The organism is Rhodococcus sp. 14-2470-1b (assembly GCF_002259415.1).
GTDB lineage: Bacteria > Actinomycetota > Actinomycetes > Mycobacteriales > Mycobacteriaceae > Rhodococcoides.
Window position 1 is genome coordinate 1 of sequence record NZ_NPFY01000024.1, and the last position, 21646, is coordinate 21646.

Annotated in this window: 22 protein-coding genes; 6 read left to right on the plus strand and 16 right to left on the minus strand. The window is 63.6% G+C overall.

From position 1 onward, the window contains the following. Nucleotides 1–248 precede the first annotated feature (248 nt). Nucleotides 249–1967 carry a metallophosphoesterase gene (locus CH293_RS18240; RefSeq protein WP_094721024.1) on the plus strand — a complete coding sequence of 573 codons (1719 nt, stop codon included), beginning with the start codon at nt 249–251 and terminating at the stop codon, nt 1965–1967. On the opposite strand, the gene CH293_RS18245 is transcribed toward CH293_RS18240, so the two are convergent. Beyond that, entirely contained in the window at nt 1922–2644 is a 723-nt protein-coding gene (locus CH293_RS18245) for an aspartate/glutamate racemase family protein (protein ID WP_037110983.1), read from the minus strand. The genes CH293_RS18240 and CH293_RS18245 overlap by 46 nt on opposite strands. A 3-nt stretch (nt 2645–2647) precedes the next feature. Then, the gene (locus tag CH293_RS18250) at nt 2648–4063 is read right to left on the minus strand and encodes an MFS transporter (RefSeq protein WP_094721025.1); all 1416 of its coding nucleotides are present in this window, start codon (nt 4061–4063) and stop codon (nt 2648–2650) included. A gap of 263 nt (nt 4064–4326) precedes the next feature. Between CH293_RS18250 and CH293_RS18255 the strand changes: the two genes are divergently transcribed. Continuing rightward, the gene (locus CH293_RS18255) at nt 4327–5001 is read left to right on the plus strand and encodes a GntR family transcriptional regulator (RefSeq protein WP_094721026.1); all 675 of its coding nucleotides are present in this window, start codon (nt 4327–4329) and stop codon (nt 4999–5001) included. A 46-nt stretch (nt 5002–5047) separates the two neighbouring features. Here the strand turns inward: CH293_RS18255 and CH293_RS18260 are convergent, their stop codons facing one another. After that, nucleotides 5048–5713, minus strand: coding sequence for an SIMPL domain-containing protein (locus CH293_RS18260; RefSeq protein ID WP_094721071.1), 666 nt, complete (start codon nt 5711–5713; stop codon nt 5048–5050). 125 nt (nt 5714–5838) lie between these two features. Between CH293_RS18260 and CH293_RS18265 the strand changes: the two genes are divergently transcribed. Beyond that, a complete protein-coding gene (locus CH293_RS18265) occupies nt 5839–6912 on the plus strand; it encodes a DNA polymerase IV (RefSeq protein WP_176460051.1) in 1074 nt (357 codons plus the stop codon). On the opposite strand, the gene CH293_RS18270 is transcribed toward CH293_RS18265, so the two are convergent. From CH293_RS18270 to CH293_RS18305, 8 genes are all read right to left on the minus strand, one after another. Beyond that, nucleotides 6886–7881, minus strand: coding sequence for an MBL fold metallo-hydrolase (locus CH293_RS18270; protein WP_094721028.1), 996 nt, complete (start codon nt 7879–7881; stop codon nt 6886–6888). The two genes, CH293_RS18265 and CH293_RS18270, sit on opposite strands and share 27 nt — an antisense overlap. A gap of 93 nt (nt 7882–7974) precedes the next feature. Continuing rightward, entirely contained in the window at nt 7975–8385 is a 411-nt protein-coding gene (locus tag CH293_RS18275) for a CoA-binding protein (RefSeq protein WP_037111039.1), read from the minus strand. Beyond that, the gene (locus tag CH293_RS18280) at nt 8379–8774 is read right to left on the minus strand and encodes a DoxX family membrane protein (protein ID WP_094721072.1); all 396 of its coding nucleotides are present in this window, start codon (nt 8772–8774) and stop codon (nt 8379–8381) included. The genes CH293_RS18275 and CH293_RS18280 overlap by 7 nt, the downstream gene beginning before the upstream one ends. 23 nt (nt 8775–8797) lie before the next feature. Next, complete coding sequence (locus CH293_RS18285; protein ID WP_094721029.1) at nt 8798–9919, minus strand: YbfB/YjiJ family MFS transporter; 1122 nt, start codon at nt 9917–9919, stop codon at nt 8798–8800. Between the two features lie 27 nt (nt 9920–9946). Then, nucleotides 9947–11197, minus strand: a complete 1251-nt coding sequence (locus tag CH293_RS18290) for a cupin domain-containing protein (protein WP_094721030.1) — start codon at nt 11195–11197, stop codon at nt 9947–9949. 5 nt (nt 11198–11202) lie between these two features. Next, nucleotides 11203–11457 carry a hypothetical protein gene (locus CH293_RS18295; protein ID WP_019667678.1) on the minus strand — a complete coding sequence of 85 codons (255 nt, stop codon included), beginning with the start codon at nt 11455–11457 and terminating at the stop codon, nt 11203–11205. A gap of 166 nt (nt 11458–11623) precedes the next feature. Continuing rightward, entirely contained in the window at nt 11624–11911 is a 288-nt protein-coding gene (locus CH293_RS18300; RefSeq protein ID WP_037111001.1) for a hypothetical protein, read from the minus strand. A 13-nt stretch (nt 11912–11924) separates the two neighbouring features. Continuing rightward, nucleotides 11925–13604, minus strand: a complete 1680-nt coding sequence (locus tag CH293_RS18305; RefSeq protein WP_094721031.1) for a sodium:solute symporter family protein — start codon at nt 13602–13604, stop codon at nt 11925–11927. Between the two features lie 212 nt (nt 13605–13816). Here CH293_RS18305 and CH293_RS18310 point away from each other — a divergent pair, with 212 nt between their 5' ends. From CH293_RS18310 to galK, 3 genes are read left to right on the plus strand one after another with little or no spacing between them, the layout of a single operon-like run. Continuing rightward, nucleotides 13817–14599, plus strand: coding sequence for a DeoR/GlpR family DNA-binding transcription regulator (locus tag CH293_RS18310; protein WP_094721032.1), 783 nt, complete (start codon nt 13817–13819; stop codon nt 14597–14599). Then, complete coding sequence (gene galT / locus CH293_RS18315) at nt 14596–15681, plus strand: galactose-1-phosphate uridylyltransferase (protein ID WP_094721033.1); 1086 nt, start codon at nt 14596–14598, stop codon at nt 15679–15681. The genes CH293_RS18310 and galT overlap by 4 nt, the downstream gene beginning before the upstream one ends. Beyond that, nucleotides 15678–16775, plus strand: a complete 1098-nt coding sequence (gene galK / locus CH293_RS18320; RefSeq protein ID WP_094721034.1) for a galactokinase — start codon at nt 15678–15680, stop codon at nt 16773–16775. The genes galT and galK overlap by 4 nt, the downstream gene beginning before the upstream one ends. A 4-nt stretch (nt 16776–16779) precedes the next feature. On the opposite strand, the gene CH293_RS18325 is transcribed toward galK, so the two are convergent. The 5 genes from CH293_RS18325 to CH293_RS18345 are packed head-to-tail and all read right to left on the minus strand — an operon-like array spanning nt 16780 to nt 21645. Continuing rightward, nucleotides 16780–17634: an NAD(P)-dependent oxidoreductase gene (locus tag CH293_RS18325; RefSeq protein WP_094721035.1), complete on the minus strand. Its 855-nt coding sequence runs from the start codon at nt 17632–17634 to the stop codon at nt 16780–16782. Then, on the minus strand, nt 17631–18737 hold the full coding sequence (locus CH293_RS18330) for a mandelate racemase/muconate lactonizing enzyme family protein (RefSeq protein ID WP_094721036.1): 1107 nt from the start codon (nt 18735–18737) through the stop codon (nt 17631–17633). The genes CH293_RS18325 and CH293_RS18330 overlap by 4 nt, the downstream gene beginning before the upstream one ends. Nucleotides 18738–18743: 6 nt before the next feature. Beyond that, the gene (locus CH293_RS18335; protein ID WP_080733011.1) at nt 18744–19364 is read right to left on the minus strand and encodes a helix-turn-helix domain-containing protein; all 621 of its coding nucleotides are present in this window, start codon (nt 19362–19364) and stop codon (nt 18744–18746) included. Further along, complete coding sequence (locus tag CH293_RS18340) at nt 19361–20995, minus strand: ABC transporter permease (protein ID WP_094721037.1); 1635 nt, start codon at nt 20993–20995, stop codon at nt 19361–19363. Before CH293_RS18340 ends, CH293_RS18335 begins: the two co-directional genes overlap by 4 nt. After that, a complete protein-coding gene (locus tag CH293_RS18345; protein WP_141217182.1) occupies nt 20992–21645 on the minus strand; it encodes an AAA family ATPase in 654 nt (217 codons plus the stop codon). Before CH293_RS18345 ends, CH293_RS18340 begins: the two co-directional genes overlap by 4 nt. Between the last annotated feature and the right edge of the window lies 1 nt (nt 21646).

Sequence of the window (21646 nt, forward strand, 5' to 3'; positions counted from 1 at the left end):
ACAACACGAGGGTGAATCCACCCCCCTCCGCCAGTCAGAGACACAGACGCACACCCATGTGCCAGACGCTCACCCAGGTGCTAGCACCTGGCCGTGCACGTGACACAACGGCGAGCGTTTGAGGCGCAGGTCGAGCGAGGTCCTTTTGATACTCGTTCGTCCCGTTCTTCATCGCTGTTCACGTCGGCTTCATCGTCAAGTCGATCGTGTGCGTCGGTAAGTATTCTTTGCAGCGGAACAGTCGGGGTATGCCGATGAATCCGCGAGGAGAAACCGTTGCCGCCGGAGTTCCGGAGGCTCTTGCTTCTGATATGACCATGGCGGAGCAGCACGATTGGATTCGTTCGTTTCTGAAGCGGAATCCTGTATCCCGGAGACGCTTTCTGGTTGGCTCGGCTGCTACTGCTGCGGCGGCTGCCGTTGGGAATGCAGCGTGGTCCGGTCGTGCGTATGCGCAGGATGCGCCGCTTGCGGTGGGGGGTCGTCACACGTCGTTCGGTGTGGATTCGGCCACGCAGCTTCGATTCTCGGCTCAGTTGTCGCGAAATCCCGGGGTGACGGGGGTGTTCCTCGATCATGGGCCGACTCCGGTGCTGGGGGCGACAACTGCAGCGGAGGTTCGTAATCTGGTCAGTCAGGTGCCGCAGACTGACGGCGGCATCCTCGGTGCCGAGCAGTTCTACGTTCACGTGCCCGTCGACGGTCTGGCTCCCAAGAGTCCGCATTTCTATCGCTGGCGTACAAACGACGGCTACGTCAGTGACGTGCAGACGGTGTGGACAGCGTTGCCTCCGGGACGGAGTGCTCCGTTCCGCTTCACGATGATGGGCGATCAAGGTGTCGATGAAACACCCTCTCGGCCGCCGGGTCTGAAGGCAGGGGATTACGACGATCTGTACTACAAAGCCGACAACGAGCCATCTGTTCGTCATGCGGCGAACATCGTCGGGCAGATTGCGGCGCGCAGACCGGACTTTCATGTTTTGGCGGGCGACATCGCGTACGCGGATCCGTCGGGCGCCGGCCTCCCTGCTCAGTTCGCTCCCAGCGGGGTGACTCAGCCGAAAGGCTTCGACAAGTACAACCCTTTCGTGTGGGACGGCTACTTCGCTGCCATCGAGCGAAGTGCGGCGAGCACACCCTGGTTCTTCGCCACGGGTAACCACGACATGGAAGCGTTGTACGGTGCGAACGGGTACGGGGGACATGCGGCCAGGCTCGATCAACCCGAGAACGGTCCTGCAGGCTGCCCTTCGGTCTATTCGTTCGTGTACGGCAATGTCGCCGTGCTGTCGCTCGACGCCAACGATGTGTCGTACGAGATCAAGGCCAACACCGGCTACAGCGGCGGCAGGCAGAACACATGGGTGGAAAGGTCCCTCGAACGCTTCAGGGCGGATCCGAACATCGATTTCGTGGTGTGCTTCTTCCACCACTGTGCCTACTCGACTACCGAAGCCCATGCGTCCGACGGTGGTGTTCGCGACGCATGGACGAAGTTGTTCGACCGCTACGAGGTGGATGTGGTTCTGCAAGGGCACAATCACGTGTTCGAACGAACCGACCCCATCCGGGCCGGACGCCCGACACGGACGGCGGCCGACCACGCCGTCGTGTATCCGAAATCCGACGGGACGGTGTATTACACGGTAGGGGGTGGCGGCCGTCCTCGGTACACATTTCAACCCTCCGAGCAGGAGACATACAGAGGAAACGAGTTGCCGGACAACGCTGTTCCGAACAGCTACGTCTGGACGCCCGATGGCGAGAAGGCCACTGAAGCCGTCGGGTGGTCTCGGGTTCGCTTCAGAAACTACTCGTTCGTCTCCGTCGACGTCGCTCCCGGGATTGCCGGAATCACACCGAGCGAGATGACGATTTCCGCGATCGACGAGTACGGCCGCGAGTTCGATCGCGTCACCTATCGGCGAGATGTCCCGATGAGCGGTGTGTTCGGTTCGTCCTGATCGGAGTTGTGGTTCGATTCCATCCGTTCGAGCACCCACAATGCTGCGCTCGGAACGGGTTCGACGATCACTACGTCGGTACGGAGGGCGAGTTGCCGAGCTGAGTCGCTGAGCGGACCACCGCCGATGATCACGGCTTCGGCGCCCGCTGCGGCGGCGTCGTCGACGGCTGTGCCGAGTTCGAACACACTGGCGTCGTGGTCTCGGGCGAGTACGAGCGGGTCGGAGTCCGTCAGAAAGATTCCTGCGAAATCGGCATCGGGGCTGCAGTGTCGGACCAGCTCCCGCAACGACGGTTCCAACAGCGATGTGGTGGTCGCGATGGCGAAGCGTCGACCTCCACGAGCTGCCGTCGACACTGCGGCCTGCCCGATTCCGACGACGGGGATGTCGACGAGCTGCCGAAGGGCCGCGACTCCAGGATCGCCGAAAGCGCCGATGATCACTGCACACGGCCTGTGTACGTCGATACCGGAGAGCGCTGCAGCAACCGTATGTTCGGCCGCTTCCGCAAGAGCCTCGGCGTCGACGATCATGCGCGGACCCGACGCTGCGGTGACTCCGACGACGTCGTATCTCGATCCGTCCATGGCCTTCTCGGCAACCGCGACGAGCATGTCGGTGGTCGAGGCGTTGGTGTTGGGGTTGACCACCAGAATCGTGGGCACGCTGCTCATGAATCAATCATCCTCTGGCATGGGGTGTCCGAAGGTTTCTCGGGGGAACTGAACTGCGACCGCGCATACGACGAAGAGTGCGGTGAGAACGGCGAACATCGCGGGGACTCCTGAGCTGTCCAGTACTGCTCCGGCGATCAAGGGGAACAAGCCACCCGAGAGAGAGCCGATGGCAAGGATGACGGAGGTGGCAAGTCCGCGAATGCGAGTGGGGTACTGCTCAGGGGCGAACAGCCAGATGGTGGTGTTCAGAACGATCACCGAGAAGTTGAAGAGTGCACCGAAGAACAGCACCAGTCCGATGTCGGTGGCGAAGAATCCGAAACCGAGTGCCGCGGCGGTACCGAGGCTTGCGCCTGCCGTCAGGGTGATCTTGCGGGGAAGCTTCCGGGCGATCAGGGCCGCGGTGATCGCGCCGATCAAGGATCCCGACTGCATGACGAGCGTGTACCAGAGTGCGCTGGTGATCGACATCCCGCGTTCGGTGAGGATGATGGGAATGAGTGTCAGCATGGAAATTTGCGCGGCGTAGGACATGCAGACTGCGACACCCAAGGCGAGCGTGCTTCGGCGATAGCGTGCACCGAACATCTCGGTCCACCGAACCTTGGGTGCAGCCGTGTCCGCTGCGAGTGTTGCCTTGTCCAGATAGACCTTCTCGGAGTCGAGAGTTCCTCGGAGCTTGCCCTGAGCAAGGCGGTTGATGACGGTGTTCGCCTCGTCGATTCGTCCGGTGGCTGCGAGGTATCGGGGAGTCTCCGGCAGTGACCTCCGATAGAACACCACTGCGAGTGCGGGTAGGACCAGCATTCCGAACAGCCACCGCCAGCGATCCTCGCCGGTGAAGATCGCGAACACGATGACGCCGAAGAGCGGGGCGAGCATGTTGCCCAGTCCTGCCGCAGCGACGTTGATGAGGCCGACGGCTGTACCTCGGTGCCGAGCCGAGAAGAACTCCGACAGCATGATGACCGCAACGGCTATCTCTCCGCCGAGTCCCAGGCCGACGAGGAATCGCGCGGCGACGAGAACTTCGTAGTTGGGCGCGACCGCGCACAGGAGCGATCCGAACGCGAACACCAGAAGGTTGGCGCCCAGCAGAGTTCGGCGCCCGAGGCGGTCCATGACGACACCCGCGAGAATGCGACCGAGGGCAACCGCTGTGAACGTAGCGGTGTTGAGCAACCCGATTTCGGTGCCCCCGAGGCCCCAGTCGGCGCGGAGGACCGGTCCGGAGATGCCGACGGCGTTCTGCTCGATGGCGTCGAAGAAGACGCCGAACAACACCATGGCGACGATCCCGATGTGGGCGGAGGTGAGGCCGATACGTGAGTACGCGGATTCGATCTGTGTGCCGAGTGTCGTTCGTTCGGCGGGTGAATCCTGTGGAGAGTTCATCGACGAGGGCAGGGTGCTCATCCCGGTGTGCCTTTCGCGGCTGGTGGTCGATGGATACCGTCGTTGGTATACCAAGTGATCAGCGAGAATTTACGGCCGGATGTCCGCTGTTGGGTTTCCGTTCTGTTAAACACATGTAAGAGCCATGAACTGGTGGCGTAACACGGACTCGCCGGCATCGTGGGCTGGCGGGGCTACATCGTCGAGTTGGGCTCTTGGTATACCTAGGGTGGTGTTGCTGTCGGTGCTGGTACACATGGGCGAACGACGATGGAGGACAGTGCATGGAACAGGGTGCAGCGTCGGCGAGTCTGTCACGCCGTGTGTTCGACGAAATTCGCGCGCGCATTCTCGATGGACGCATACCGGCCGGTGAACCATTGCGCGAGAGAGATCTCAGCGCTGAACTCGATGTGTCCCGGGTGCCGATCCGTGAGGCGCTTCCTATGCTCGAGGCCGCGGGGCTCGTCGCGTTGTCTCCGCGTCGACCGGCCGTCGTGACGATGGTAACGCGGAGCGGGGTGAACGAACTCTACGATCTGCGCTCGGCGCTGGAGCCGCTCGCGGCCCGTAAGGCGGCGTCCGCGGTCGCGGTGGGCGCCGACGCGTCGGCGCTCGTCGATGCGGTGACGCGCGCCGGAGATGCGTTGCACGCAGGCGACCTACCGTCGTTCCACCGCGAGAGCGGCGGCGTTCACGCCACGATCGAATCGCTGGCAGACAACCGGCTTTTCGTCGTCATCATGGAGCCCCTACGGGAACGCAGCAACCGGCTCAACGTCGCGAACATGGAGCGCGACCCCAGCATCAGACACCGCGAACACGTCTCGTTGGTCGATGCAATAGCCGAAGGTAATCCCGAACTTGCTGCGGCCGTTGCGTACTCCCATGTCGAATGGGGAAGGCAACGCACGTTCGAGACACTGTCCTCGGTTCCGGGATTCGCTCCGACTGCATGATGCCAGTGGGGCGGCACGGCCACCTCTCGACGACCGCATCGAGGTGTCAGGTTGCGACGAATCTTGCGTGAACTTCGGCGCGAATGACGATGTCCTGTGGTTTGAGTTCGAATCCGTCGTCGGTTGCTGCGTAGGCTCGAGATGCGACCACATAGTCCTGATGGGATGCGGTTGCAACACCGAGAAGTCCCGGGTCCGCTATCGCACGGGCACTGACCGTCGATCGGCCCACGCTGTGCGCGAATACCTCTGCCTTGCTCAGTGCGTCCTGGACGGCACTCGCGCGGACCTGACGGGTGTTCTCGGCCGACGTCGCTTCGGTCAGCGACCAATCGAAGTGGCCGATGTCCACGCCGTCGAGTGCCGACACCGCATAGACGAACGCGTCGACCACGTCGATCTGGCTGAACTTCACCTCGATCGACGCAAGCGCCTGATAGACGTACGGCAACTGTTCCCCGTTGTGGTTGAACGGCCTGGACCGCGAGTGCCGCACCTGATCGAGAACCCATGCGTCGATCGGGCCGCTCGAAGGGTTGTACAGCGGATCGATCAAGCCGGTCAGCTCTCTGACCAGGCGGTGAGCGGGTTCGGCCGCAGCCTCGGCCGTGCGGCCGTCGGTTCGGACCGACAGGGACACCGTGCATCGCTCCGGCGGGTACGTCGCCTGGCCTCGGCCGACGACCGTGATCTCGACAGCGTTCGACTCCATGATGGGAGTGTGGCACACAAGGGGTAGCGCTTCGTTCGAGCGAACGACGCGTGTCTGTCCGGCCCGCGGCGACATCCCCGACCGGGGATCGACGCGCGGCGCGGGGGTGGCGCAGAATGGGCGGCATGACCGCATCTGTGCGCCGACGGTGGGTGTTGCATGTGGACATGGATCAGTTCATTGCGGCAGTGGAGGTGCTGCGCAACCCCGAGCTGGCGGGAAAGCAGGTGGTGGTCGGCGGTAGGGGCGATCCGACGGAACGGGGAGTGGTGTCGACGGCCTCCTACGAGGCGCGGGCGTTCGGCGTCGGATCGGGGATGCCGTTGAGGGTCGCTTTCAAGAAGCTGCCCGACGCGATCTTCCTGCCGGTCGACGGGGAGGCATATGCGGCGGCGTCGAACATCGTGATGGACGCACTCCGAAGCTTGAACGTGGTGGTCGAAGTGATGGGTTGGGACGAGGCGTTTCTCGGCGTCGAGACCGAGGATCCGGTGTCCTTCGCACGCGGGGTCCACGACACGGTGTTGGATGCGTCCGGGCTGCATTGTTCAGTCGGCATCGGGGACAACAAGTTACGCGCGAAGATTGCAACGGATTTCGGCAAGCCGCAGGGTATCTACACCTTGACGTCCGCCAACTGGTTCGAGGTGATGGGAGACCGCCCGACGGATGCGTTGTGGGGAATCGGGAAGAAGACCGCGAAGAAGCTTGCGAGTCTCGGTATCACCACGGTGTCGGAGTTGGCGGCGACCGACGATTCGGCCCTGGCGGCTGCGTTCGGTCCGAAAACCGGGCCGTGGATCGGAACCAAAGGGCGAGGGGTCGACCTGTCCCCGGTGTCCGCAGCGCCGTGGATCGCTCGTTCTCACAGCCGGGAAACCACGTTTCAGGAAAACCTGGAGGATTGGGAGGCCATCACTGCCGAGGTGAGGTCTCTGGCGCTGAAGGTGCGTGAGGATCTCGTCGCAGAGGACAGACCTGCCGTGCGAGTGACGCTGAAGGTGCGTTACGCGCCTTTCGAAACCCACACCACCACAGCTGCACTCGACGGACCGCCTACCTTCGATCCTCGGATCATTTCCGACGCGGCGGCAGCATTGGTGCAGAGGTTGGACCACTCTCGCAAGGTTCGGCTCATGGGCGTCCGCCTCGAGATGACGCCTCCCGCTGCGTCAGATTCGGGCGAAGAGCGCGGGTGACGAGCCGGGGACCTGGGCAACCTGATTGCGAGACACCAGGCTTCGAAGGTGCGCGGCGGCTTCGGACAGTGCGAGGGTCTTGTGGAACGGGGAGATATCGCTCCAGGGTTTGTACCACTTCATGCGTTCGGCGACCTCCCAGACGGTGATCTCGTCGTCGGCGAAAGCCTCGTACAGATGGTCCAATCGTTCTTCGTGGTGCTCGATGAGTTCGCCCGCGCGCACTCCGACGTCGTCGATACCGATTCCGTGAGAACCCAGTCCGCGCGTCACGTTCATGGACTGCACGTGACGCAGCGAGTCGAAGAACTCTGCAAGTGCGTCTCTCTCCTCGAGCGGGTAGACGAAGTTGCCGACGTGAGGTGTCGTCTTCTGCAGGACGTGGTCGCCGGTGAACATGACGTCGGCGTCGGGCAGGTGGAAGCACACGTGACCAGGCGTGTGACCGGGGGTGAAGACAGCGCGCAGTCCTCGTCCGGTCAGGTCGATCGTGTCTCCGTCGCGCAGTATGCGATCGGGCGCCGAATCCGGTCCGGTCGGCGGCTGTAGATCGAGTTCCTGCCAGGCGGCTATGTCGGCGTTCGGTGCACCGGCAGCGATCATGTTCGCTCGCTGACGATCGAGCCATTCGGGGCCCCGCGGTGCGGTCATCTTGTGGAACTCGGCGTGATCGGCCTCGTGCATCGCGACCCACGCTCCCGACGCCGCGCGGACTCGACCGCACAGCCCGGTGTGATCGGGATGGAAGTGCGTCAGCACTACGCCCTCGACGTCGGTGATGGAGTGTCCGACGGCTTCCAATCCGGAGGTGAGGCCGGCCCATGCGTTGTCGTCGTCCCATCCCGCGTCGACCAGGACGAGGCCGCCGGGCGACTCCATGGCGTACACCAGCGTGTGGCCGAGCGGACTGTCGGTGATGGGGACGGGGATCTGGAGGATCCCGTCGCCGATCGCTGCTGCGTCGCTCATGCCTACCTCGTTGCTTGGTCCAAGTAATCAGTTCCTTCCTTCATACTGACCCCGGCGAGAAGCACAAGGGAATTCGGGGTGCCGATCAGTAGATCAGCGGCGACGCCACTCGATGGCCGGGCAGGTGTCCATCACCATCGGAACTCCGGCAGCGAGAGTCCGGGTGAAGGCGGCTTCGTCGATGACGCCCAGTTGAAACCACACGCCCTTCGCGCCCACGGCGACAGCCTCGTCGGCGAACTGGCCTGCTTGCTCTGATCGACGGAACACGTCGACGACATCGATTGGAAACGGCACCTCGGCGAGCGTCGCGTATCCCTGTTCCCCGAGAACCGTCGGCGCGTTCGGGTGAATCGGGACGATGCGTTTGCCCCTGCGTTGAAGGAGGGAGGCAATGTCGTAGGCGGTGCGCTGCGGATTACCGGACAGTCCCACAACGGCCCAGGTCTCGAGCTCGTCGAGCATGAGATTCACCGACTCGGAGTCTCGCCAGGACGTCATGATCGCGACGCTACTCTTCGGTGTCGTCCTATCGCATCGGTACACCACAGCGCCCACACGATCAGCAGGGGCTGAAACAGCAACCGGATTCCGCGTGCGGCGTCGGTATCGAGGCCGAATGCATCGGTGTGTGTCAGGAACTGGCTGATGTTGCCTGGAAACACCGCCACGAAAAATGCTGCGACGATCCAGCCCACTGCCGGCCTGCGGACGAACACGAGCGCAAGCCCCAGGGCAATCTCGACGACGCCCGACGCGAGAACGACGAAGTCGGTGTCCAGAGGAACCCAGGTCGGTACCTGTGCGGCGAATTCTGTGCGCGCCCAGAACAGATGGCTGAAGCCTGCGAACATGAGGAATGCGCCGAGCAGTAGTCGAGCGATGGCCTTCATGACCACATGGTGCCAGGGTTCGTTCAGTTCGTGTGCAGTCGCGCGGCGAGGACGGCTCCCGCCGTACCCAGTGCCAGCACGACCGCCGCCACCACGAACGCGATGGAGTAGGAGTCACCGAGCGCTGGGGCGACGACGAGTGGACCCATGACCTGTCCGATGCCGTAGACGGTCGTCAGTGTTGCTGCAGTTCTCCCGATGGGCAGGCCGCCGGCCATGCCCATGGTCAGCATGGTGATGCCCATGAACGTGCCGCCGAAGAGAACTGCGGCGACGAGTGCGACCGCGGGACTGTCGCTGACTGCAGGCAGGATCGCGGACACGGTCTGTAGGCCGAATGCGGCGACGAGTGCTCGCGACGGTGTGACGCGTTGGGCGACCGCGTGCCACAGCACGGTTGCCGGAACTGCGGCGCAACCGACGACGATCCATACCGCGGGACCGACCGACGAGCTTCCGTGTCCGCCGACGGCGGCGACGAGGAAGGTACCGACGATGATGTATCCGAGTCCTTCGAGGAAGTACGCAGCGAGCAGCACTCGCCAGATTCGGCGTTCCTGCGGCGAGGGCCCGACGTTTCCGTCGGTCCGCCTGGACTCGGCGTGAATATCGAGCGCGAGCGTGGGGGCGATGACGACGGCCGTCAGTACAGCGGACGCGATCCACAATGCCTGCCACGAAAGGTGAGGTGCTGCAACGAGAGTGAGAATGCCGGACGCGGCGATTCCCGCTCCGACACCGCCGAACGCGATGCCGGGTGACGCGCCGACGTGCCGCGCGACGGTGCTCGCGCAGCCGAGGAACACGGCGGCGCTCGCCAGACCGGCGACGAACCGGAGCATCGAGAACGCGAAGGTGCCGTCGGCGAACGCCATCGCAATTTCGCTGACGACGAGCAGAGCGACCCAGGTGCGGAACGCTGTTGTGCTGTTGAGGGTGGGTCGGAGCGACAGAAGTATCGCGCCGACGAGGTAGCCGGTGTAGTTGGCCGTCGCGATGACCGCACCGCTGCTCGGCGTGACTCCAGCCGAATCGACCATGATCGGTAGGAGCGGGGTGAAGACGAACCGGCCGACGCCCATAGCAGCGGCAAGACCCGCGGCTGCCGTGAGTGAGACGCGGCGGCCACCTGCGATTCCGTTCACTCGGCTAACTATACGTGGGGGTGCAGTTCACTCCGACGGCACGATGATGCCCTCCCTGAGCAGCCGTTTCGCCACCACCAGCGCGCTGTCGGGGTCGAGACCGCGCATGTCCGCGACACGGCGGGGTTGTCCGCTGCGGAGATCGTCGAGTGCATCGGCGCACTCGTCGGGTAGGGAGATCGTCTTGTCGCGAAGGCCGACGTGGACCCGTCCGTTGCTGCGGGTGATGCGAGGGGACAGCCCCTGCCTCCATGTGACTACGGAAGCAGCGTCGAGGGAGGCGATGAACGCGACCGTGCGCAGCGGATCGATCGGTGCCGGTCGAGTGATCGCGACCAGGCGCGCGGCCAATTCGTCGGCGATCGAGCGTCGTTCCTCCGGATCCGATCGGATGCGTTCCAATGCCGCTGCGACGTCGTCGAGTACTCGGTCCACGTGAGGTGCGGTTGCGTCCGGATCCGTCAGGTCGAGCCCAGCGGGCAATGGCTCGCGAATGCGCGCGTCGTCCTGGAGAGCGCCGAGAACGCGATGTGCGATGTCGTAGTTGTTGAACGACGCCACGCCGATGGTGAGGTGGATCGTCGTGTCGCCCAATGCTTCCGCGGAATGAATCCATCCCCGCGGCAGATAGAGGACGTCACCGGGCGTCAGGACGGTGTCGAGGTACGGCGTGTTGCTTACCTGCTTCTCGACGGCTTCGCGCCGGTCGGACCACGGTTGGTTCGACAATGGATGCGTGTGGACGGGAGGGTGAATCATCCACCGCTTCTCGCCACTGATCTGTAGGACGAACACGTCGTGCACGTCGTAGTGCGGCGAGAATCCCGTCGAGGCGGCGGGGGTGATGTACGCGTTGACTTGACTGGGATGGCCGAGATCGTCGACCAGATCACGGGTGAAGTCGATCAGGGGCGGCCACAGCCGATGAAGTCCTTGCAACACCAGCGTGTGTCCGTCGGCGAACGCGGACAACACAGCGGACGAGTCGAGCTGATCGGGCATCTCGGCCCCGAAGCCGGCCGACGACGTGAACTCGGACTTGTCCAGGAGCGCTCCGTCTTTGGCCATCCGCGCAAAGGGCGTACGGACGCCGCGGTGGGACACCAGTTCGTCGACGTCGGAGGGCGTTAGTAGATCCTCGAACGTGCGATTCAGTTCCGAGGCGCGGGTGAGCAACGGCGTGCGCCCCCATACCTCGTCGGCGAAAGCACGCTCGGGAATGGAGATCAGACGACCGAGCGCGGACCGGAATTCCGGTCCGCGCTGGTCTGCGTGCATGTCGCTCAAGCCGAGCCGTCCGCACCGCCGTCGTGTCCGTTCGGGTTGGAACCGCCGTCTGCGGGTCCTTCGCCGGGGCCTGCCGTGCCGTCGGCTCCGCCGTCGTGGCCGTTGGGGTTGGATCCGCCGTCTGCGGGTCCTTCACCCGGGCCTGCGGTGCCGTCGGCTCCGCCGTCGTGGCCGTTGGGGTTGGATCCACCGTCAGCGGGGCCTTCTCCGCCGGATCCGCTGGTGGTGATGTCGTCGTCGTTGATGCTCATCGAAAACCTTCCGGTCGACCTGACTTCTGGGAGCGAGGGGCTGTCCCCGCTCGAAACCGTGGATTGACGGTTCGACGGGCTTCTAAACACGGTGAGGTGAGCGTTCCCGCTGCGCGTGGAAATGTAGGCCAAGGCCTACATTTCCACGCACGTGCGACGGAGTCGGCTATTCGCCCGGTGCGTCGCCCACGACTGCGGGCCGGGCGATGGCCCAGGCGCCGAAGATCAGTGCGATTGCGAGCATCACCAGTCCGACCCACAGGTTGGCGCTGGTACCGACGCTCATGTCGACGACGTTGTTGGACGGCGACGAGTGGGTCTTGTTACCGAAAACCGACGGAAACAGGCCGGCGAGGGTCAGCAGGATCCCGTAGATGCCGAGCAGTGCGCCGATGACGGAACGGATGTCGAACAACCGCGCCACCAGGCCGGGGTTCTTGTCGGGTGTAGTCATTTCCGGTTCTCCTCTAGTGGAAGACGATGTTGAGGACGACGACGAGGCCGAGCGCGAAGCCCGCCAATGGAACCGGCCGCTTGTACCAGGGGCTCGTGGCATCTTCGGGGTCGGTGAACATGTCGCGCGGAGTCTCCGAGTAGACGAATCCCACGAGTTCCTTCGCCGGTTTCGGCTGTGTCACCATACTGACGCCGATGCTGACCACGATGTCGACGACGAATGCAGCCGACGCCGCGACGAACGGCATGCCCTGTCCTGGAAGGTTGATCACGCCGACTTCCGACAGAATGAACACCAGGACCGCTGCGGACGTGCCCGAGACGAGTCCGATCCATCCCGCTGCGGGCGTCATCTTCTTCCAGAACATACCGAGGATGAATGTGGCGAACAGGGGAGCGTTGAAGAAACCGAACAGCGTCTGCAGGTAGTCCATCAAGTTGGAGTAACCCGACGCGATGAGCGCGGTGAAGATCGCGAGAATCGTTGCGGCGACAGTCGCGACGCGACCGACGGTTATGTAGTAACCGTCCTCGCGATTCTTGACGATGTACTGCTGCCACAGGTCGTAACTGAAGACGGTGTTGAACGCGGAGATGTTCGCCGCCATACCTGCCATGAATGCAGCCATCAAGCCGGCGACGGCCACGCCCAGCAGGCCGTTGGGGAGGATGTCTCGCATCATCAACAGCATCGCGTCGTTGTACGTGATGTCGCCGGTCCCGTTTTCCTTCAGGTTGATCATGTCTCCGATCGCGGCGGCGGCGATCATGCCGGGGACCACGACTACGAAGGGCACCAGCATCTTCGGGATCGCACCGATGATCGGTGCGCGGCGCGCCGCGGACATCGAACTCGACGCCATCGCGCGCTGGACCTCGACGAAGTTGGTCGTCCAGTATCCGAAGGACAGGACGAATCCGAGACCGAACACGATGCCGATCACGGACAGGATCGGTGAGTCGAACCCGCTCAGCGCTTGCCCCGGCCACGACGAGAGTTGTTCTCCCGTCGAGGCAGTGACGGTGCCGTCGGTGACCGTCGGTACGACCTTGTCCTTGAGGCCGGACCACCCGCCGATCTTGATCAAACCGATCACCGTCAGCGGAACCAGGGCGGCGAGGATGACGAAGAACTGCAGCACCTCGTTGTAGATCGCTGCGGAGAGGCCACCGAGGACGGTGTAGGTGAGCACGATGGCTGCGGCCACGATGAGCGAGACCCACAGTGACCATCCGAGAAGGACTTTCACGACGGTGGCCAGAAGGAACAGGTTGACGCCCGCGATCAGGATCTGTGCGACGGCGAAACTGATGGCGTTGACGAGGTGGGCTTTGGTGTCGAATCGTTTGCGCATGAACTCGGGGACGCTGCGCACCTTGGAGCCGTAGTAGAACGGCATCATCACGATGCCGAGGAACAGCATCGCAGGGATAGCACCGATCCAGTAGTAATGCATGGTGGCGAGGCCCAGCTGGGCGCCGTTCGCGGACATGCCCATGATCTCGACGGCGCCGAGGTTCGCCGACACGAAGGCGATGCCGGTGACCCACGCGGGAAGTCTGCGTCCCGAGAGAAAGAAGTCCAAGCTGGTGGAGAGCTGTCGGCGGGCTACGTAGCCGATCCCGAGAACGAACACGAAATACACGGCGATGAGCACGTAGTCCAGCGCGTTCGTGTTGAACGAAAGCACGCCTTCTGCCGCAAGAGTCGACGTCACGCGTCAACCTCCCTGGTTGAGTGAGCTGGCTCACTGGTGTGAGCGATGTGAACACAAAGTAACAGGTTCAAACAATTGCGTACATCCGTTCCCGCATTTGTGTCCGGTTCTGTTTGGTAATGTTCGATTCATCAAGGTCGCTGGTGCACCGATTCAGTCGTGCCCCGAATCAGAGGTAGGTGCCGATGCTGGCAGCGGAACGCCACTCCGCGATCCTGGCGGCGCTGCATACCGACGGCGCAGTCAAGGTGGTCGACCTGGCAGATCTCCTGGGTGTCTCGGAGATGACGATCCGGCGTGATCTTGACGTTCTGGACGAGCGTCAAGTGCTCCGCAAGGTCCACGGCGGAGCAATCGTGCGGGGGAACCGAGGAATCGAACCACCGTCGACGGCGAAGGCAGCTCGGCAGCACGCCGAGAAGGTCGCTATCGGCCGTGCAGCCCTCGGTGCAGTCGAGGACGGAATGACCATCGCCGTCAGTGCCGGCACCACGACGCTGGAACTCGCGAAACTGCTCAGGGGTCGTGACGCCATCACCGTTGTCACCAACTCGATTTCGATCTTTCAGGAGCTCACCGGACATCCCGACGAGCCCAATCCTGTCGTGTATCTCACCGGGGGCTCGCGCACCCCGTCGGACGCGCTCGTCGGGCCGATCGCCAATGCGGCTCTCAACGTGTTCCGCGTCGACGCAGTGTTCCTCGGTGTGCACGGTTTCGACATCGAATCCGGCTTGACCACACCGAACATCGCCGAGGCCGAGACCAATCGTCGGCTCATCGCAACCAGTCGACGGTTGTTCGTGTTGGCCGACAACACCAAATATCGAGAAGTGGGCACCAACGTGTTCGGGCGGATGTCGGACATCGACACACTCGTCGTCGACGACGGTCTCGCCGTGGCCGACAGGGCCGCGTTGGCACCGCACGTGGAGAACATCCTGGTAGCCGAGACGGAGAAATCATGACCACGCAGCACCCCGTTCGTGCCGAGCTCGCCGACGGCCGGGAGATCCTCTTCTTCTCGTTGCCCGGCAACGTCGCTCACCCTGTTCCGGATGTTCGGCCTTTGGCCGCACGACCGAACGGGGCGCAGTCGGAGGTACGGCGTGACCGTCAGACCGGCGACTGGGTTGCGATCGCGGCGTTGCGGCAGGACCGTACGTACAAGCCGCCCGCGGATCAGTGCCCTCTGTGTCCGTCGCCGGGCGGAGACAGAAGTGAAGTTCCTGCAGCGGATTACGACGTGGTCGTGTTCGAGAATCGCTTTCCGAGTCTGTCGCACGCAGGACTCGATGCACCGATTCTGCACGACGGTGATCTGCAGGCCCTCGGAATCGGGCGCTGCGAGGTCATCTGTTTCTCCAGCAACCACACGGCGTCCTTCGCTGATCTCCCTCACGACCATGCTCGTCTCGTCGTCGACGTGTGGCGCGAGCGAACCGCAGATCTGTTGGGACGCGACGGCATCGAGCAGGTCTTCTGTTTCGAGAACCGAGGGGAGGACATCGGCGTCACGCTGTCTCATCCGCACGGGCAGATCTACGGGTACCCGTACCTGACGCCGCGGACGACGTCGATGCTGCGTCAGGCTCGCGAGTTCGCCGCGGTCCACGGACGAAACTTGTTCGGCGATATCCTCGCGCAGGAGATCGCCGACGGCCGTAGGGTGCTGGTGTCCGGCGAGCACTTCACGGCATTCGTCCCGTTCGCGGCTCGCTGGCCCGTCGAGGTGCACATCTACCCGAATCGACACGTCCACAGTCTGGTGGATCTGACCGAGGACGAACTCGACTCGCTGACCGACGTCTACCTCGACGTTCTGGGCCGTTTCGACCGGATGTATCCGGCACCGCTGCCGTACATCTCGGCCTTGCATCAGTATCGGTCCGACGGAATCCAGGCGGACGGGTACTTTCACATCGAGCTTATGTCGGTGCGACGGTCGGAGACCAAACTCAAGTACTTGGCCGGATCCGAATCGGCAATGGACGCGTTCATCACCGACGTCACCCCCGAGCAGATGGCCGACAGATTGAAGGCATTGTGACCACGTACACGGCGTACGCGCCAGGGCGGATCAACCTGATCGGCGAGCACACCGATTACAACCTCGGTTTCGCGATGCCCATCGCACTCGAGGAACGCACCACGGTGACGTTCGAGCCGGACGGGTCGGACCGAATCACGCTGAGCAGCGACGAAGAGGGCGCCGGTTCCGCGTTCGACGTGACTGCGCAGCCCGGTGACGTCGACGGCTGGGCGTCCTACGCGGCCGGTGTGGTCTGGGCGCTCGCGCAGGCAGGACACCCCGTCGTCGGAGGCGCGATGAGCGTTCACAGCGACGTGCCCATCGGAGCGGGTCTGTCCTCCTCGGCGGCCCTCGAATGTGCCGTGCTCCTAATCATGAACGCGGCCACCGGAACCGAACTCGAACCTCTGGACGTCGCACGGCTCGCGCAGCGCGGTGAGAACGATTTCGTGGGTGCGCCGACGGGGCTGATGGATCAGCTGGCGTCGTTGGGCGGCGAGGTCGACCGGGCGCTGCTCATCGATTTCGAAACCTCGTCCGTCGAACCGGTTGCGTTCGAGCTCGACGCGCACGATCTGGCGCTGTTGGTCGTCAATTCCAATGCGGCGCATCAGCACTCGACAGGGGAGTACCGGGCACGTCGCGAGTCGTGTACCCGCGCGGCGCGGGAGCTGGGCGTCGAAACTCTGCGAGAGGTACAGGGCGAGGACGTTCTGGATCGGATCGAGGATGCAGTCGATCGGGCGAGAGCCCGCCATGTCCTCAGCGAGAATCAACGTGTACTCGAGTGCGCGAAAGCCATGGCGAGTGGTGACTTTCGTCGGGTCGGTGCTCTGATGGACCAATCGCACGCCTCGATGCGCGACGACTTCGAGATCACCACACCCCACATCGATCTCATCGCCGAATCGCTCGGTGCGCACGGAGCTCTCGGCGCACGCATGACCGGAGGCGGTTTCGGGGGATGCGTGATCGCACTCGTTCCGGCACCCGACGTCGACCGCATCACCGCAGCGGTCGAGAGCGACATCGAGGACGGCGGCTTCCCTGCGCCGACGGTCTTCACCGCCCGGGCCGGAGCGGGCGCGTCGCTGGCAAGCTGGAACTTCTAGCTTTTCATCTCGGCTCCACGAGGTGGTCCCGCCAGCTGTGAACGGGTTTCCAGCCGAACAACCTGCGCGCCTTGGTGATGTCGTATCCACCTGCATCCGCGCGTTCGATTCGATCGATGGTGACGTCGGGATACGCCGTTTCGATTGCGTTCCGGATGTCACGTCCGCCGATGTTGTCCTCGGCGGCGGCGAAGACGACTTCGTGTCCGGAGACAGGCTGCTCGGTGGCGAGGACTATCAGGTCGGCGAGGTCGCGAACGTCGATGTAGGACCAGAAGACCGCACTGCCGATCGTTGGATCTGCGGTGATGGGTCCGAGGTTGGCGGCGTAGGTCTCGGGTGTGATCACCCAGGTTGCGCGGATGGAGACGGCATCGATTTCGGCTCGCCTGCATGCGGCGTCGCACAGTTGCTCGCCGAACAGTTTGGACAGTGCGTACGGGTCGATGGGTGAATTCGCATGCGTCTCGTCGATGGGGTACCTCGACGGCGTGATTCGGCCCCCCGACCAGGTGTATCCAGGGACACTGTCGCTCGAGATGTTGACAAGGCGTGACACCCCAGCGGCGACGCAGGCTTCGATTACGTTGAAGGTCCCCATCGTGTTGGTAGAGAAAACCTTGTGCGCAACGTCTTTGGTCGGCTCCGGGATTCCCGCTGCATGTACCACTGCGTCTACGTTTCGGATGACTGCGAACATGTCGGCGGCTTCGGTGACGTCAGCTCGAACGTAGGGCAAGGGGTCGTCGTAGTTCGGAGACGCCAGGTCGACGCCGTGGACGTCATGGCCTGCGTCGCTGAGCGCCTTCACTGCTGCACGACCGACTTTTCCTCGCGAACCGGTAACCATCACTCTCATACGAACGAGCCTTCGTCGAAGGCGGACTGGAGGAGAGTGACCCCGAGTCCCGGTCCGTCCGGCAGAGCGAGGCATCCGTCGTCTATCGCGGCGATTCCCAAATCGTCGCTCCCGGATTGGGTGCGCAGCACTGTGTCCAGATGTATCGGGTACTCGAGCAGATCGACGTCGGGTGCCGAGGCCGCGACCTGGAGCACTGCGCCCAGACCGATAAGGCCCGCGTGGTAATGCAAGACGGCCCGAACGCCGAATGCTGCGGCCATCGCGGCGATCTGCCGTGCCTCGGCGATACCGCCGGAGATGCATGGATCGGGTTGAACGACGGAAATCTCACCCGCGCTCAGCGCTGCCGAAGCTTCCTCCGCGCTGAACAGATGTTCGCCCGAGGCGATCGGAATGCGGCTGCGAGTCGCGGCCACCGCGAGTGCCCGGTGCCGAGACTGCAGTAGCGGCTCCTCCAACCACCGAATGTCCAGCTCGGCCATCCTGTCCGACAGCCTCGCAGTGGTCGGCAGGTCGAGAGACTCGCTGGCATCGACCATCATCTCGATGTCATGCCCGAGGAGCCGACGCAGGTCTGCGAGCGTGTCGACGGCTGCGTCGGGGCGGGGCCCGGTGCGCAGCTTGACGTGGCGCACTCCGCGGTCGAGCATGGGCTCGAGTTGCTTCAAGTGGAACTCCGCGGGGTGGTCGTCGAGGAACGGACTGCTGCCTGCGTACACGGGGATTCGATCCCGCACACGGCCGAGCAGTGAGGAGACCGATCTCCTCTGTTCCTGGCCGACGAGATCCCATAGCGCAATTTCGATTGCGCTTCGAGCCTGCGCGCTCGCCCAACTCTCGCCCAGTTCTCGGCGGGTAGCGCGCCTGATCTTGGTGATCAGCGGTTCGACGGCATCGAGTGTCTCCCCGATGATCAACGGAGCGAATGCATCTCGGATCACAGCAGCGTGCACAGTGGGGTAGGAGATGCCGAAGCAGTCGCAACTTTCGCCGAATCCGACGAGCCCTGTATCGGTCTCGATCCTGACGACGAAGAATGTCATCGGACCGTTGGCGGACAAGCAGCGCATCGGCAGCGGGGTGACCGAGGTGATCTTCACGGGCGTTCAGTCCTGTCTTCCGTGCGCGGATCGCGCTTCGAGATCGGCGTCGTCGTGGGGTCCCGCCTGCACCACCAGTGCGCGTGCAGGCCACTTCCCAGTGATTCGCCAGCGGTGATTCAATCCGCCGGGAACGTAGAGCGAGTCGCCTGTTGCCAGCACGTGGGTGCCCTCGGTGTCGAGGTCGACCATCAGCGAACCCGACAGAATGTGGATGAACTCGGCGACGGAGTGCGTCCAATAGGTCTGCTCGTAGATGTCGGACGTTATGTGGAACTCGAGCGGATTGAGGCTGCGCGTGCCGCGAACCAAAGGCCTGGTGTATCCCATTTCGTGGGTGCTGACGAGTGGATCGTCGGCGCGCACGATGCATATTTCCGATTCTGCGCTCGACGAGTGGGCGCTGGCTGTGAGCATGGGGATGGTGGTGCCGAGGGCGTCGGCGATGCGTCGCAGGGAATCCATGCTCGGTTGTGCCTTACCCCGTTCGACCTGACTGAGGAACGGATTGGACAGTCCGGACAGCTCGGCCAGACGAACCAGCGTGAGTCCCTGCACCTGCCGCACGGCCCGGATGGTCTGTCCCATCTTGGTGCGTTCGGCCATGTCCGACGGCTCGGGGCTCATGCGTTGACCTTTCTGGCGGGGACCTGAACAGCTGTGGGCGTTGCGACGCTTCCGGAGTACATTCTGGCCGAGAGCTTCTCGAGTATCCCGACCGCTGCATAGACGGCGAACGTCATTGCGGTGACGAGAACGACCTCCGCCCACAGCATGTCGTACCGGGCTGTCGTCATGGACAGGATCATGTCGTAACCCAGGCCATCGCCGGTGGCGAGCCACTCTGCCAGCAATGCTCCGGTGAACGCGAGCGGCGCTGCAATCCGAAGTGAGGAGATCAACCCCGACGTGGCCATGGGGACCTGGACCGTCACGAACGTGCGCCAGCGAGACGCGTGCAACGACGCCATCAGGTCGGCTGCGTCCTTGGGGATTCGCTCGAGCGACAGGAGCACTGTCACCAGCGTCGGGAAGAAGGTGACGAGACCACCGATGACTGCGACGCTCCAGGCGCCGCGGCCGACGACAAGCACGATCAGCGGTGCCATCGCTATCAGCGGCACAGTGCGAACCGCAAGAACGACTCCCATGAACGCGCTCTTGACCGAGGGGGACAACGCGAACAGTGCGGCGACGACGATGGCAGCCGACATTCCGGCACCGAGCCCGACGACGGCATCGCGAAGGGTCTGTGAGGCCAGTGGCAGGAGGTCCGATCGAGTGTCTGCGCCGGTCGCCGGTCCGTCGAGGAGGAATTGTGCGACGTCCGTCGGAGACCGGCCGATGAACGACGAGACACCGGTGACGGCGAGAAAGCCGCTCCAGACGATGCACACAGCGAGTACTCCGATGATCGCGCTCGACACGGCGCGCGCCGCGGCCTTCGGCCCGGTGCCGGTCGCTCGATTCGGATCGAGCGGTGAGGCCGCCATGGCACGAGCGCTGAGGTCGGACGACCACGGAACAGCTAGGCGCGCCAGCACTCCGATCAGCACATACGCGACCCCTGCGATGAGAGCCCCGGCGAGCGCAACTGCCCATGTTCGCGGTATCTGCATGGACTGTTGCGAACTGATCATGAGCACACCGAGTCCATTGTCGGCGCCGATGTATTCACCGATGATCGCGCCGAGGAGTGCTGCAGGCGCCGCGATCTGGAGGCCGGTGAACAGCGCGGGTAGTGCAGAGACGAAACGAACCTTCCGCAGAGCCATCCAGGCACCACCGCCTTGTGCGGTGACGACGTCGATGCTGGCCGAGTCCGCGGCGCGCAGACCCGTCGCCACTCCGACGAGAGTGGTGAAGAAGACGGACATCCCGGCGAGCACCACGCGGGACATGCCTTCCTCGAACACGATGGCGAAGAGCGGTCCGATCGCAACGATCGGCAGACAGTACGAGAACACGCCGATCTGCATGATGGGCTTGGCGAACGGGGGAACCACGAGGGCGACCACGGCCAGCGCGACTGCACAGAGATTTCCCCATAGATAACCCTGCGCCGCCGCGCCGACCGTGACCAGTGAATTGTCGACATAGAGACCCAGTCCGTCGTCGAACACCTGAGACACGATTTCGATCGGTCCGGGAACGGTGCCTCCAGCCCTCAGCAACGTCAGCGACAGAAGCTGCCAGACGACGAGGACCGAGATCATGCCGACGAGGGCGGTCGAACGCGGACGGCGCAGCACCGTCATGGCATGGAGTCCAGAGCGTCGTCGATCGATTCGCCCGGGTACGGTGACGAATACCCGCCCTCTGCGGCCGGATCGTGCCCGTCACCTCCGAGAAGGCTGCGCACGTAGGCCGACCACGGCGAACCGTCGGGATCGATCTCGTCGACCAGCTTGTAACCACCTGCCGCCCACCAGAAATCGGTGTCGCGACCGGCCTTCACACCGCGCCGGGTGTGGTGGTCGACGTGCATGTCGAGAATTTCCACGGACCGTTCCCCGCTGTCGATCTGTACCGACGCCCAGAACGCCAACTCCATGGTGCTGCGATCTTTCGGAGCCGAAGCCAACAGTTTGACTGCGTGCGCCGAATACATCCACCGTTCGAGGTCGGTTGTCTGGCGGACACGCTGCTCGTTCATGGCGTGCAGCAGCGACGGGGCTGCGGGTAGTCCGGCGCCGACGTCCTCGACTGCGATGATCTCCAACCGTCGCCACAGCAACTCTTCGGTTTGGACTCCGGTGCGGAACAGCTCGTAGGCAGCGAGCGCGGCTTCCTCGACGAGTCCGCGTCGTATCGATTTCTGTAGGACGGAGCGGACTTCGTCCACTCGGAAACCACCGACCGTGACTGCGCGGCTCCAGATGTCGTCGTTCTGTTCGGGTTGAGGCATT

What these genes read in the sequence shown, in the direction of transcription:
- CH293_RS18255 (WP_094721026.1), top strand. Translation starts at nt 4,327, where the DNA reads ATGGAACAGGGTGCAGCGTCGGCGAGTCTGTCACGCCGTGTGTTCGAC.
- CH293_RS18325 (WP_094721035.1), bottom strand. Translation starts at nt 17,634, where the DNA reads ATGAGAGTGATGGTTACCGGTTCGCGAGGAAAAGTCGGTCGTGCAGCA.
- CH293_RS18260 (WP_094721071.1), bottom strand. Translation starts at nt 5,713, where the DNA reads ATGGAGTCGAACGCTGTCGAGATCACGGTCGTCGGCCGAGGCCAGGCG.
- CH293_RS18245 (WP_037110983.1), bottom strand. Translation starts at nt 2,644, where the DNA reads ATGAGCAGCGTGCCCACGATTCTGGTGGTCAACCCCAACACCAACGCC.
- CH293_RS18345 (WP_141217182.1), bottom strand. Translation starts at nt 21,645, where the DNA reads ATGCCTCAACCCGAACAGAACGACGACATCTGGAGCCGCGCAGTCACG.
- CH293_RS18270 (WP_094721028.1), bottom strand. Translation starts at nt 7,881, where the DNA reads ATGAGCGACGCAGCAGCGATCGGCGACGGGATCCTCCAGATCCCCGTC.
- CH293_RS18280 (WP_094721072.1), bottom strand. Translation starts at nt 8,774, where the DNA reads ATGAAGGCCATCGCTCGACTACTGCTCGGCGCATTCCTCATGTTCGCA.
- CH293_RS18295 (WP_019667678.1), bottom strand. Translation starts at nt 11,457, where the DNA reads ATGAGCATCAACGACGACGACATCACCACCAGCGGATCCGGCGGAGAA.
- CH293_RS18310 (WP_094721032.1), top strand. Translation starts at nt 13,817, where the DNA reads ATGCTGGCAGCGGAACGCCACTCCGCGATCCTGGCGGCGCTGCATACC.
- CH293_RS18300 (WP_037111001.1), bottom strand. Translation starts at nt 11,911, where the DNA reads ATGACTACACCCGACAAGAACCCCGGCCTGGTGGCGCGGTTGTTCGAC.
- CH293_RS18290 (WP_094721030.1), bottom strand. Translation starts at nt 11,197, where the DNA reads ATGCACGCAGACCAGCGCGGACCGGAATTCCGGTCCGCGCTCGGTCGT.
- CH293_RS18335 (WP_080733011.1), bottom strand. Translation starts at nt 19,364, where the DNA reads ATGAGCCCCGAGCCGTCGGACATGGCCGAACGCACCAAGATGGGACAG.
- CH293_RS18340 (WP_094721037.1), bottom strand. Translation starts at nt 20,995, where the DNA reads ATGACGGTGCTGCGCCGTCCGCGTTCGACCGCCCTCGTCGGCATGATC.
- CH293_RS18240 (WP_094721024.1), top strand. Translation starts at nt 249, where the DNA reads ATGCCGATGAATCCGCGAGGAGAAACCGTTGCCGCCGGAGTTCCGGAG.
- CH293_RS18250 (WP_094721025.1), bottom strand. Translation starts at nt 4,063, where the DNA reads ATGAGCACCCTGCCCTCGTCGATGAACTCTCCACAGGATTCACCCGCC.
- CH293_RS18265 (WP_176460051.1), top strand. Translation starts at nt 5,839, where the DNA reads ATGACCGCATCTGTGCGCCGACGGTGGGTGTTGCATGTGGACATGGAT.
- galT (WP_094721033.1), top strand. Translation starts at nt 14,596, where the DNA reads ATGACCACGCAGCACCCCGTTCGTGCCGAGCTCGCCGACGGCCGGGAG.